This window comes from Methylobacterium sp. OAE515 (genome assembly GCF_041806315.1).
Lineage (GTDB): Bacteria > Pseudomonadota > Alphaproteobacteria > Rhizobiales > Beijerinckiaceae > Methylobacterium > Methylobacterium tardum.
Genome location: NZ_JBGMUV010000001.1, coordinates 2,202,039 through 2,214,081, shown reverse-complemented (window position 1 = coordinate 2,214,081; position 12,043 = coordinate 2,202,039). Strand labels below are relative to the sequence as shown.

The following is a 12,043-nucleotide window of genomic DNA, read 5'->3' as shown; positions in this document are numbered from 1 at the left end:
GGCAGCAACTGGGAGATTTAGGCACATCTAATTGGGAAGCTTAGGCAATATCCGAAACGGCCACGCTTTCCGGTAACAGTTTGGAACTGCTCTGATTTTCTCGCCAGGCCTTGATCCCAGCGGCGCTGATGGATACTGCCGCGGCTGATCACCGTCCGTCGTACACGGATCTCCTGCAACACCCTGCCACGCGAGGCATCGAAGCCCATGAGCGCGCCCTCGACCCCGGCGGATCATGCGGTGATGCGGCGCGTCGCGGACGTGTGCGGTGATGAGGCCGACATCCTGGCGTTGTCGGTGGCCCGCTTCGTGGCCGCCGGCTACATGACCAGCGATGTGGCCTGCTGGAATGCCGCCTTCGACGGGGCCGAGCAGCTGCTCGGCCCCGCGGAGGGCTGCCGGTTCGTCGCCTGCGTGGTGGCGATCATCCGTGCGCTGCGGGCGGAGCGGGATGACGATTGGTCGTTCATGCCGGCGAGCTGCTGCCGGGTGACCGGGCATGAATGCGCGTTGGTGAACCTGATCAACCGGGGACGACAGCGGCTCTGGGCGGATCTCGAGGAGGCAGCGGCGGCGATCACCGGGCGTGAGACCGCGCCGCGCCTCGTCGCAGCGGTCCGTGCGGCGGTCGGACCGCTGGATGCGGCGGCCGAGCGCCTCGCGCCGGCGGCCAGACCCGGCGGCGTGGTCTTCCATTGAGCTGCTTCTCGTTGAAGGACACCGGTCGGGCGGCGTGCCGCGTGGCTGGGCTGAAGAGGAAGAGGAAATCCGTTCGGTGCTTGCCTTGAGCATTCCCCTGTACCGTCGCCGTATCGGGCGCATCGCCCTCGACACGGCCGCCTGCTTCGCGCTCTCGGCGCTCCTCGTCGTCTCGGCGCTCGCGCAGGACGGGTCCGAGAAGGCGGTGCCGCTCAAGCTTCAGCTCAACAAGGTCGAGACGGCCGGTGAGGCCTGCCGGATCACCATGGTGATCGACAACACCAAAGGCACCGCCCTGAAGTCCTACAAGGTCGACCTCTTCGCCTTCGACACGGAAGGCGTCGCGCAAAAGCGTGTGGCCGTTGAACTCGGACCGCTTCCACCCCGCAAGACCACCGTCAAGATCTTCGATTTCCCCGGCATCGCCTGCAACAAGGTCGGCCGGATCCTCCTCAACGACGTTCTGGCTTGCGACGGCGGCGATTCCGCCCGCGAAGCTTGCCTCGAACGAACCGAGACAGAGACCAAGGCCGGCCTCCCCTTCGACCGCTGATGCGGGTGGCTTGAGGGCCGACGAGACCAAACCGCCCTGCAGCGCGCGCCGCCGGGCGGCGAGCGGCTTTCGCCGCACAATGCGACGGATGCGGCACGAGACCGCGTGAGATCAGAACGCCAGGAGCCCGCGATGGACCCGACACAAGCCCCGATCGAGGCGGCCCACGACTTCTCGTTCCTCGGCCTGTTCCTTCAGGCCGACCCGATCGTGAAGGGTGTGATGATCCTTCTGGTCATCGCCTCGATCGCTTGCTGGACCGTCGTGTTCGAGAAGGTGATCCGCCTTTCCGCCGCCCGGCGTCAGGCGAAGGCCTTCGCGACGCTGGTGCGCTCCGGTGGGAGCCTGGACGGCGACCACCGGGGCATCGCGGGCCACGTGGTGAAGGCCGCGATCGATGCATGGCGCGATCAGGACTCGTCCGAGACCCGCGCGGAGCGTCGCGAGCGGATCGAGCGGGCCATGAAGGGCGCGCTCACCCTCGAGGTGAAGCGCCTGCGGACCGGCCTGTCGCTGCTGGCGACCTCAGGCTCGACGGCGCCGTTCGTGGGTCTGTTCGGCACGGTCTGGGGCATCATGAACTCGTTCTCGTCCATCGCCCGCAGCCAGGACACGTCGCTCGCCGTGGTCGCGCCGGGCATCGCGGAGGCGCTGTTCGCGACCGCGATCGGCCTTGTCGTCGCGATCCCGGCCGTGATGGCCTACAACAAGTTGTCGGCTGACATCGGCGGCGTCCAGAGCACCTTCGGATCCTACATCTCTGTGCTCGGGAACCGCCTCGCGCGCGACCGCGCCGGCGCGCACCGCGCCGCCGCCGAGTAACTCCTCCGCGCGCCTGCCCGTACGGGCCGAACGTAACCGAACCGGAGACGCCCCGATGGCGATGGGATCCATTCGCGCGAGCGACGACGACGATCTCGACGACGCGCCGATGTCCGACATCAACGTGACCCCGATGGTCGACGTGATGCTCGTCCTGCTGATCATCTTCATGGTCGCCGCCCCGCTGATGACCACCGGGGTGCCGGTTCAGCTGCCGAAGACGGCGGCTCCCAAGGTGGCGCAGTCGAAGAAGCCGCAGGAGGTCACCGTCGATAAGGACGGCAATCCGTCGATCGCCAAAGAGGTGTTCACGATGGACAGCATCGTGCCGCGCCTGCGTGAGATGGCGGCCGCCGACAAGGACCAGGTCATCCTGGTCCGCGGCGACCGCGACGTCCCCTACGGCAAGGTCATGGAGGTGATGGGCCTCGTCGGCCAAGCCGGCTTCACCAAGGTGTCGCTGATCGCCCAATCGCCGGGCGGAGCGGCCCCCGCGGCCCCGGCCGCGCCCGCAGGGACTGCCCGCTGACCCGATGAGCACCTTTACGTCGACGGATCTGCCGGCCGGTCTCGGCGAGCGCCGCCCGTCCGGGCTGGTCGCCGCCTTCCTCGTCGCCCTGATCCTGCATGCCCTGGTGCTGGCCGCGGTCATGTTCCTCCGGCTCTCGCCGCCTGCCCCTCCCGGTGAGCAGCAGATCACCGTCGACTTGGCACCGGTCATGACCGACGCGGCAACCGAAGCCCCGGCGGAGCAGCAGATGAGCCAGGCCGCGCCACCGGAGACGAAGCCGGTCGAGCTGCCGCCCGACGAGGCGGTACAGCCGCCGCCGCCCGCCGAGATGGCGGAAGTGAAGCCCGAGGAGACCCCGGCCGTCGAACCGCCGCCTGCCGCCGAGCCGGTGGAAGCCCAGAACCATGTCATCACCTCGACCTCCGAGGCGGCCGAGCCGCTGGCTGCACCCCCGACCGAGGTGGCCAAGACCGAGGAGCCGCCCAAGCCGAAGCCCGATCCCGCCAAGCTCAAGGCCGAGCGCGAGGCGAAGCTGCGGAAGATCCGCGAGGAGAAGATCCGCGAGCAGAAGCGCGAGGAGGCCCGGCAGGAGCGGCTCGAGGAGATCCGTGAAGCGAAGGCGAAGGCCGCGCGCGAGGCGAAGGCGCGTCAAGCCAAGGCTCAGCAGGGCGCCGAAGCCCGCGACTCGGCCTCGGCATCGCGCCAGAACGCGGCCGGCCGTGCGGCGGCCGGCAACGATCCGAGCGCGCTGCGCCAATGGACGGGCGCGATCAGTTCGGCGATCCACGGGCGCATGAATGCGGGTGCCGCCAACGGCACGAGCGGCGGAACGGCGGTGGTCCGGTTCACGGTCATGCGCTCAGGCCAGGTTACGGGAGCCGGTCTCGCGCGATCCAGCGGGGTTGGTCAGATCGATAGCGCCGCACTCTCGGCCGTTCGCGGCTCTCTGCCGCCGGCACCGCCCGGCGTGACCCAGTCGAGCCTGTCGGTGTCGATCCCTCTCAACTTCCGCGTGCGCTAAACTCTCCCGCACAACGCTGCGCGAGCGTGATCCGGCTCGTTGGACTGCGTAGGACTTCCACTGGCGCGGCGAATAGTGTGCGCTGACGTACCGAACGTGCCTCGCAGATTCGCCATCCGACCGACGAGCGTGCTAAGGCTTTCGTGACCTCGCTCCTGTGCGCGTCCGATGACGCTGCGCGGGAGCGATCAATCCGGCCTTGCCCCTCCCCCCTCGAACAGGCCGGACCCGCCCAGTCACCGTCTCGCGCAGCAGGTGCGGCCGGGAACACTGAGCCGGGGCGAAAGGGATAGGATGAGCGACGAGACCGAGTTCGACCTCGACGAGGCGAATGCCATTCGCGACGCGGAAGCCGAAGCGAAGACGCGTGCGGAGAACCGCATCGAGCGGGCGGAGCGCGCCGAGCGCATGGCCCGCGAAGGTGCCCAGGCCATGGCGGAGCACCACGCGGCCATCAAGGCGGTCGACGAGCGGACGGTACGGTTGCGCTCCCTTCGGCTCGCCAGGGAGGCCGCGGACGCGCAGGCGAAAGCCGCCGAGATGGAAGCCAAGGCGGCCGCCAAGAGTGCAGGTAAAGGCGGAGCCAAGAAGGCAGCGCCGAAGAAGACGGCCGCGAAGGATTAGAGGCCGATGGCCGACGATCGCAACCGCCGCCGCTTCACCGATCCCCGCGCGGCGGCCGAAGCCGCCTTCCGGGCCGCCACGACACCGAAGCCGTCCGCACCGCCGCCGCAGCCGGTTTCGCGGCCGGCCGCAGCCCCCGCCGCGATCCCGGGTGCGCGGGAGGTCGTCAGCCTCCGCCTCGACAGCACCGTCCTCGCGCATTTCCAGAAGGATGGGCCGGGCTGGCAGGACCGCATCAACGAGGCGCTGAAGGCACTCGTCGCCGGCGCCTAGGATCGCCGACGGTTATCCACCGTCAGCCGCCGGTCGGACGCTGCCGGAGAATCCGGTTCACCGCCTGATCGAGCGCCGACAGGAACGCCGACCGATCGGCGCGCGAGAACGGTTTCGGTCCGCCGGTGATAGCGCCCGCCTCGCGCAGGGATTGCATCAGATCCCGGGTCGCGAGCGCCATGCCGATCGAGGCCTCGCTGAACGGCTTGCCGGTGAAGGCGAGGACCGTCGCACCGGCTTTCACGCAACGCGCGGCGAGCGGCACGTCGGCGGTCAGCACGATGCTGCCCGGACCGGCCCGCGCGGCAATCCAGTCGTCGGCGGCGTCGAGTTCGGAGCCGACGACGACGCGCACGATCCAGGGCTCGCGCGGCAGGTTCAGCACGCTGTTGGCAACGACGTGGACCGTCAGGCCGTAACGCGCGGCCACCCGGTACGTCTCGTCCTTTACCGGACAGGCGTCGCCGTCGAGGTAGATCGGCGGAGTCGCTCTTTCCGCGCTCATGAACGCGGCACAAGTTTCGAGACGAAGCCTGCCAGGATCAGCAGGACTCCGAGGGCGAATTGCCCGTGCTCGATGTCGCCGCCGACCGAGAGCACGATGGCGCGACCGAACACCATCAGCCCGATCAGCGGCAGCCCGAAGCGCAGGGCCATCTTCACGGTGATCAGAAGCGTCGAACGCCTCGCGCCGGCTTGGGTCATCAACGGGCGGCCACCGCCCGACGCGCGGCCAAGTCCTCGACCGGTACGGTCTCGGCGAGGCCCCGCTCCAGGGTCGCCACGGCCAGCGGCGCGCCGCGGCCACGCAGGGCATGGGCCCCGAGTGAGCGCGCCCGCACGCCCGCCGGCAGGCGCGGAAGCCGCCCGAGAAGATCCTGCGAGATCAGGATACCGACGCCCAGTGGGCGGCACAGGGCTTCGATCCGCGACGTCACGTTCACGGCGTCTCCGAAATAGGCGATCTTGTGCCGATCGACGCCCACTTCGGCCGTGACCACGGAGCCGCCGTGCAGGGCCGCCCGGAGCTGGGGCACCGTCCCGAACCGGGCTTTCCAGGCCGCGGCATCCGCCTCGATCCGATCGAGCACGTCGAACAGACACGTGACGCACCGCGCATCCTTGAGCCCCCGGGCCATCGGCCAGGTCACCATGGCAAGATCCCCGACATAGTCGTCGACGGATCCGCCGTTGCGCCGCACCGGCTCGGCCAGGGTCGCGAAGACGGCACCGAGATATTCCTGCGCTCTCAGATCGCCGTGGGCCTCGGCGAAGGCCGTCGAGCCGACCACGTCGAGGAACAGGAAGACCCGTTCCTCCGCCACCGGCTTGTGGTAGCGGCCGATCATAAAGTTCACGAACACCTCGCCGCCGATGAGGTCGCGCATCCGGATCACGAACACGAGGAGGCCGGACACGGCCAGCGCGTAGGCGAGGACGCGCGCCGTCATGCGGGTCGCGGTGGCCAGATCGTCGGGCGTGAGGGCGAAGGACCAGACAACCAGCCCACCGATGGCGTTGCCCGCCATGATCATCAGCACATAGGCGAGTTCGGCGGCCGGCACGTAGAGCCATGCCGGGAAGCGCCGGATCCGCGCCTGCAGCCCGGCCAGGATCAGGCCACGATCGAAGGCCAGCACCGTCGCGCCGGTGCAGAGCCCGTAGGTGAACCCCGCGAGCGGCGACGCTCCCGCCGCGAAGATGACGTTGTAGAGAAGTCCGGCGCCCGCGGAGGCCAGAAGGATCAGCGCCCAGAACATCCGGTGGGCCGGCAGCATCGGCGCATCTCCAGCATGGCCTACCGATGGACCGCGCCTCGAACCACGCTCCGCGCGGACGCGGGACCGGAAGACGCGGCAGACCCTCGTCGCCCGATTTCAGGCCATGGCCTAAAGTTTAGCGCCGTGGGCATCACCCAGCCATTGCTCAACGCCCCAAGATGGCGCGAGTAAGGCGTGCCGGACGATGAGCGGCAGGGATACTGCACGCCGAGCGGGGCCCGTCAGCCATGAGGCGCGTCCCGTAAATCAGGTCGCGGCAGGGAAGGGAGCGCTGCCATGTACGCCAGGAGCTTCGGTGCGACACGCGTCCCGGTTTCGGTGATCGGCCAGGGCACGTGGCACATCGACAGCGCGGATCGCGCGGATGCGGTTCGCGCTCTGCGGGCCGGCATCGATGCCGGCATGACCCATATCGACACCGCCGAGATGTATGGCGACGCCGAAGCGATCGTCGCCGAGGCGGTCGCGGATTGCCGCGAGGAGGTCTTTCTTGTCTCGAAGGTGGTGCCCGGCAATGCCACCCGCCGGGGTGTCGTGCGCGCCTGCGAAGCCTCGCTCCGCCGCCTAGGAACCGACCGGCTCGACAGCTACCTGTTGCATTGGCCGGGGCAGCACCCGCTCGCGGAGACGATCGCCGGATTTGAGGATCTGCGCCGGGCGGGGAAGATCCTCTCGTGGGGCTTGAGCAACTTCGATGTCGACGACCTCGATCGGGCGCTCGCCATCGCAGGCCCGGACCGGATCGCCTGCAACCAGGTCCTGTATCATCTGAACGAGCGGGCGATCGAGCACGCGGTGCTGCCCTGGTGCGAGACCCACGGTGTCGCGATGGTCGGCTACTCGCCCTTCGGCAGCGGCGAGTTCCCCGATCCCGCAAGCGTCGGCGGGCAGGTTCTGGAGGGCATTGCACGCGCGCACGGGACGACGCCCTACGCCGTGGCCCTCGCCTTCCTGACGCGGAGCCCCGGGACGTTCACGATCCCGAAAACGAGCCGTACCAGCCGGGCGGTCGAGAATGCCGGCGCGGCGGACCTGCATCTTGGGCCGGCCGAGATCGCCATGATCGATTCGCACTTCCCGCGTGGCCCGCGCCCCCGGATGCTGCCGATGCTCTGACCGTCCCCGAGCCTCAGGCACACCGCGCGCGCGAGACCAATTCCTCGGCAGCAGCAGCGCGCACCCGATTGCGGCCCGCCTTCTTGGCCGCGTACAGCGCCGCATCCGCCGCCATGAACAGCGTGTCTGGCGCAGCGCCGGAGCCAGGATCGGCACTCGCGACGCCGATGCTGACGGTGGCGACGCCGCCGACCTCCGGGGCGTGGGCGATCTGCAGGTTGACCACCGCTCTGCGCACCCGTTCGGCCACGTCATAAGCCGCCGCCGCGTCGAGCCCCGGCAGAAGCACCACGAACTCCTCACCCCCGATCCGGAAGCAGAGCCCATCGATCGGATGCGTCCGCCGCAGGCAATCGGCGATCACTTTCAGGACTTCGTCACCGCGGTGATGGCCGAACCGGTCGTTGAACTGCTTGAAGTGGTCCGCATCCACGATCATCAGCGCCAGGGGCGCATCGGATCGGACCGCACGCGTCCACTCCGCAGCGACGTGCTCGTCGTAGCTGCGCCGGTTCGGAAGACCCGTCAGGCCATCCGTCCGCGCTAGGACGGCGAGCGCGGCGTTGGCCTGCTGCGTGGAGGCTTCCGCGAGCGCCCGACGTCCGACTTCCCGATGCAGCAGGATCGTCAGGCTGAAGGTCAGGACGTTCAGGCAGAGGATCAGGACAGCGATGATCGCAGCCTTGTAGATCCAGAGCGCGCGGATGCTCTCGACGCTTGTGGCCACCGTCACGATCAGCGGAAGATCGTGGAGGTTGGAAAACGCGTAGAGCCGCGCCTCTCCGTCGAGACTCGATCGACCCAGAAACTCGCCCTGCTGGTGCGTCCTATAGATCTGGTAGCCGGGGCTGCTTCCGATATTCCGGCCGAGCGCCGCCGGGCGTTCCGGCGCCCGCATCAGCAGCGTCCCGTCTCTGTGAAAGATGTTGATGATGAGACCGTCGTCGAAGCGCAAACGGTCGAACAGCCGCTGGAAGTGCACCAGGACGATTGACCCCGTCACGATACCGGCGAAGGCACCTTCCGGCGTCTCGATTCGACGGCTCATGCGGATGATCTGGCGCCCCGTCATGCGGGAACGGGTCGGACCCGTCAGAAGCAGACCCGCCTGCGGATCGGAACGCAGGGTCTCAAACTCGGGCAGATCGCTCAGATTGAGTTGAGGCGACAGGTTCGGGTCGCTCGTCATTCGGATGTGGCCGTCGACGTCCGTGACGGCGATCGGACCCAGGCCCGACTGCAGAGGCGAGACATTGAACAGGGCTAACCGCCTGAGTTCGGGCTCCAGGGCGGCGATATCCGGCCGGCTCGCCAGACGGGCCGCGTCACGCAGCGACTGATCGTAGGTCCGGATGCTGTGGCCGACCCCCTCCTCGATCACCGCCAGCAGGTTGGCGCCGTTGCGCCGGGCGCCGTGCCAAGCGATGTCGCGCAGGTCGATACACAGATAGGCGCCGAGCAAGGTCAGACAGACGAGCAGGCTCGCGCCGGCCGCGGCGATCAGGCGTGTGGCCCGATCAGCGAGATGCGCACGCAGGGCTATAGCAGCCGATCGCAGGATCATGACCGTCGCGTCACCACGGCTACAGTCGAACGCGCGCTCGCGGTCGCGGTCGCTGAACTTATAATTGACGCGAATACTCGCCCAGGAAGATTGACAAAGACATGACCGAAAAGATTAGCGATCGGTGAACCGGCGTGTCGAACCGCGGCCTGTCAGACGCACCGCGCGTGCACGCTCGGCCTTCTTGGCACGCGGGCCTCGGATCCCGCATGCCTCCGTTCGCCTCATCGCTCTCCGAGACCCGCTTCGGCCCCGGCACCCAAGGACGACCGCTCCTCAGTCACCGATGCCGAACAGCTTCTCGATGAAGTTGCGGTCGTCCTTCTGAGCCCGGCGTGCCGGCGCGGCCGGACGCGGCGCCGGCGCCTCCGGCTCGCCGAAGATCTGGCCGAGTATGCCGGCCGGTGAGCCCGGCGCGGCGCTCGCCACCGAAGCGGTCGTCTCCGGCGCCCTGCGCCAGCGGTTGATGTTGGGCAGCGGAACCGGATTCTGGCCCTTGAGCGCCTGGGTCATGTAGGTCTTCCAGACCTCGGCCGGCAGATTCCCGCCGGTCACCTTCTTGGTCAGCTCGCCGTCGTCATTGCCGAGCCAGACCCCGGTCACGAGGCTCCCCGAGAAGCCGATGAACCAGGCATCGCGGTAATCCTGGGTGGTGCCGCTCTTGCCGGCGAGGTCCCAGCCCGGGATATCAGCCTTCTTGGCGGTGCCGCTGACGAAGGTCTCGTGCATCATCGCGTTCATCATGCCGTCGGCATCGGCGCTGATGACCCGACCGAGCCCGCTGTCGGCACGCTTGTAGAGCACCTTGCCGTCCTGACCCTTCACGCTGGTGACCACGTAGGGGATCACGCCTGTGCCGCCGTTGGCGAAGGCGCCGTAGGCTCCGACCATCTCCAGCAGCGTCACTTCCGACGTGCCGAGGGCAATCGACCCATTGGCCTGGAGCGGCGACGTGATCCCGAGCCGTTGCGCGGTCTGCACCACCGCCTTCGGGCCGACTTCCTGACCGAGACGCACCGCGACGGTGTTCAGTGATTGCGCCAGCGCCGTCCGCAGGGTCACCGGACCCTCGTAGCGGTGCGAGTAGTTCTCCGGCGCCCAGTTGCCGATGCGGATCGGGGCGTCGTCCCGCACGGTGTCGGGCGTCGCCCCGTGCTCCACCGCGGTGAGATAGACGAAAGGCTTGAACGACGAGCCGGGCTGCCGCTTCGCGGTGGTCGCGCGGTTGAACTGGCTCTGAGCGTAGTCGCGGCCGCCGATCAGCGCGCGGATCGCGCCGTCGGGCCGCATCGAGACCATGGCGCCCTGGCCCACGTTGAAACGCGCACCCTTGGCGTTGAGCTCGTCGGTGAGTGCGCGTTCGGCAGCGGCCTGGAGGCCCGTATCGACGGTGGTCTGCACGGTGATGTCGGTGTCGAACTTGCCGACGTAATCGTCGAGTACGTCCATCACGAGGTCCGCGACGTAGTTGGCCGAGCCGCCGCCGCGGGCGTTCGCGGGCTTCGCCGGCTGGGCGAGCGCCACCTTGACGTCCTGCGGCGACGCGAAGGCGAGCTCCTGCATGGCGGCGAGCACCTGGGCGGCGCGCGCCTGGGCGGCGGGCAGGTTGCGGTTCGGGGCGAGCCGCGAGGGTGCCTGCACGAGGCCGCCGAGCATGGCGGCCTGCGCGAGGCTCACCTCCTTGGCGGGCTTGCCGAAATACCGCTGCGCCGCGGCCTCGACGCCGTAGGCGCCGGCGCCGAAATAGACGCGGTTCAGATACAGCTCGAGGATCTCGTCCTTGGTGTATTTGTGCTCCAGCCACAGGGCGAGGATCGCCTCCTGGATCTTGCGCGAGGCGGTGCGCTCCTGGGTCAGGAACAGGTTCTTGGCGAGCTGTTGCGTCAGGGTCGATCCGCCCTGTGCCACGCCGCGCCGGGTTAGGTTCTGGCCGATGGCGCGCAGGATGCCGACCGGGTCGACACCGAAATGCTGGTAGAAGCGCCGATCCTCGATCGCCACGAAGGCGCGGGGCAGATAGGGCGGCAGCTCCTTGATCGAGACCACGCGGCCGCCCGTCTCGCCGCGGTTGGCCAGCAGCGAGCCGTCGCTCGCCAGGATGGCGATGTTGGGCGGGCGCTTGGGCACCGCGAGCTGGTCGATCGGAGGCAGCTGGGACGCGTGGTAGGCGATGAGCCCGGCCAGCCCGATCACGGCCCAGAGGCCGAGCACGACGGTGCCGTAGACGATCCGGCCGAGCCACGAGCGGCGACGCCGGGCGCCACCCGAACGCTTCGGTCGCCCGCCCGTCTTGGCCGGCTGCCGCGCCGTGCCGCCCGATCGCTTCGCCACGCGCTCTCCTGACCCGGGACGGTCCTCCCGGGACAGGCGCAGATCGAGTTCGCCGCGATCCCTCACGCGCCCTTCGGGCACATCGAAGTTCGGCTCAATCCTGCCTCGACCCTTGGCCATGCATCCCGTCTTCGCATTGATCCGAACCGACGCGCGGGTCTCGTGCGACGCGTGACGGTTTCCGCACGCTAAATGCGGCCGTTTAAGGGGCCGTTATCGATGCGGTCCGCACGCGCTCCAGGCTTCGACCCGGAAGAGCGTCAGGATCCCGGCGCCTGGTCGGTGGGGGGCGTCACTCCGAGCACATGCCGGGACTCGGCAAGAAGCACGTCGTGGCGCACGGCTTGCGGACCCGAATCCGGCGTCTCGCGGCCGAGGCGGGCGATGCGAGACAGGAAGAGCCGCCGGCGCAGACCGAGCCATCCGATGCTCTTGGCAAGTGCATGAAGGACCAGGCGGACGGCCTCCGTCCGCTCCCGCTCCTGCACGAGTTCGGTCTTGAGGTGCTCCTCGCGCTGGAGTGCGGCCTCAAGTTCGTGCCGCAGGTCCGCGCTGGCCAGCGCGTCGTTGCGTGCGGCCGTGAGTTGGATCCGGCATTCCTGCAGCGCGCTGAGCAGCAGAAGCTCCTGCGCGGACGCATCTCTCATCAAGGCCTCCTGCGGCGCCGCCTTCGTAACGCGCGATGTCGTCAGAACATGCGAATGTCGGTGGCTGCCGGCGACGGCATAGCGAGCGCCGCCGCTGGCCG

The 12,043-nt window shown here is 68.7% G+C and carries 14 protein-coding genes; 8 read left to right on the top strand and 6 right to left on the bottom strand.

Annotated features, from left to right (window positions below):
- Window positions 1-207: 207 nt before the first annotated feature.
- From ABIE45_RS10840 to ABIE45_RS10810, 7 genes are all read left to right on the top strand, one after another.
- Window positions 208-699: a hypothetical protein gene (locus ABIE45_RS10840; protein WP_192706727.1), complete on the top strand. Its 492-nt coding sequence runs from the start codon at window positions 208-210 to the stop codon at window positions 697-699.
- Window positions 700-775: 76 nt separating this feature from the next.
- Window positions 776-1,252 (top strand): Tat pathway signal protein, encoded by a 477-nt coding sequence (locus ABIE45_RS10835; protein ID WP_192706726.1) that lies wholly within the window; start codon window positions 776-778, stop codon window positions 1,250-1,252.
- 132 nt (window positions 1,253-1,384) lie between these two features.
- Window positions 1,385-2,074, top strand: coding sequence for a MotA/TolQ/ExbB proton channel family protein (locus tag ABIE45_RS10830; RefSeq protein WP_192706725.1), 690 nt, complete (start codon window positions 1,385-1,387; stop codon window positions 2,072-2,074).
- Between the two features lie 55 nt (window positions 2,075-2,129).
- Complete coding sequence (locus tag ABIE45_RS10825; RefSeq protein WP_192706724.1) at window positions 2,130-2,603, top strand: ExbD/TolR family protein; 474 nt, start codon at window positions 2,130-2,132, stop codon at window positions 2,601-2,603.
- A gap of 4 nt (window positions 2,604-2,607) precedes the next feature.
- Window positions 2,608-3,606, top strand: coding sequence for a TonB family protein (locus ABIE45_RS10820; protein ID WP_192706723.1), 999 nt, complete (start codon window positions 2,608-2,610; stop codon window positions 3,604-3,606).
- Window positions 3,607-3,900: 294 nt separating this feature from the next.
- Entirely contained in the window at window positions 3,901-4,230 is a 330-nt protein-coding gene (locus ABIE45_RS10815) for a hypothetical protein (RefSeq protein WP_192706722.1), read from the top strand.
- A 6-nt stretch (window positions 4,231-4,236) separates the two neighbouring features.
- Entirely contained in the window at window positions 4,237-4,503 is a 267-nt protein-coding gene (locus ABIE45_RS10810) for a BrnA antitoxin family protein (protein ID WP_192706721.1), read from the top strand.
- 22 nt (window positions 4,504-4,525) lie between these two features.
- Here the strand turns inward: ABIE45_RS10810 and ABIE45_RS10805 are convergent, their stop codons facing one another.
- From ABIE45_RS10805 to ABIE45_RS10795, 3 genes are read right to left on the bottom strand one after another with little or no spacing between them, the layout of a single operon-like run.
- Window positions 4,526-5,008: a YaiI/YqxD family protein gene (locus ABIE45_RS10805; RefSeq protein WP_192706720.1), complete on the bottom strand. Its 483-nt coding sequence runs from the start codon at window positions 5,006-5,008 to the stop codon at window positions 4,526-4,528.
- Window positions 5,005-5,208: a hypothetical protein gene (locus tag ABIE45_RS10800; RefSeq protein WP_192706719.1), complete on the bottom strand. Its 204-nt coding sequence runs from the start codon at window positions 5,206-5,208 to the stop codon at window positions 5,005-5,007. The genes ABIE45_RS10805 and ABIE45_RS10800 overlap by 4 nt, the downstream gene beginning before the upstream one ends.
- Window positions 5,208-6,281, bottom strand: coding sequence for an adenylate/guanylate cyclase domain-containing protein (locus ABIE45_RS10795; RefSeq protein WP_192706718.1), 1,074 nt, complete (start codon window positions 6,279-6,281; stop codon window positions 5,208-5,210). Before ABIE45_RS10795 ends, ABIE45_RS10800 begins: the two co-directional genes overlap by 1 nt.
- Before the next feature lie 279 nt (window positions 6,282-6,560).
- Between ABIE45_RS10795 and ABIE45_RS10790 the strand changes: the two genes are divergently transcribed.
- Window positions 6,561-7,400: an aldo/keto reductase gene (locus tag ABIE45_RS10790; protein WP_192706717.1), complete on the top strand. Its 840-nt coding sequence runs from the start codon at window positions 6,561-6,563 to the stop codon at window positions 7,398-7,400.
- Between the two features lie 13 nt (window positions 7,401-7,413).
- Here the strand turns inward: ABIE45_RS10790 and ABIE45_RS10785 are convergent, their stop codons facing one another.
- From ABIE45_RS10785 to ABIE45_RS10775, 3 genes are all read right to left on the bottom strand, one after another.
- Window positions 7,414-8,964: a sensor domain-containing diguanylate cyclase gene (locus tag ABIE45_RS10785; protein ID WP_192706716.1), complete on the bottom strand. Its 1,551-nt coding sequence runs from the start codon at window positions 8,962-8,964 to the stop codon at window positions 7,414-7,416.
- 276 nt (window positions 8,965-9,240) lie between these two features.
- On the bottom strand, window positions 9,241-11,415 hold the full coding sequence (locus ABIE45_RS10780; protein WP_192706715.1) for a transglycosylase domain-containing protein: 2,175 nt from the start codon (window positions 11,413-11,415) through the stop codon (window positions 9,241-9,243).
- Between the two features lie 140 nt (window positions 11,416-11,555).
- On the bottom strand, window positions 11,556-11,942 hold the full coding sequence (locus tag ABIE45_RS10775; RefSeq protein ID WP_192706714.1) for an ATP-dependent helicase: 387 nt from the start codon (window positions 11,940-11,942) through the stop codon (window positions 11,556-11,558).
- Window positions 11,943-12,043: the final 101 nt, after the last annotated feature.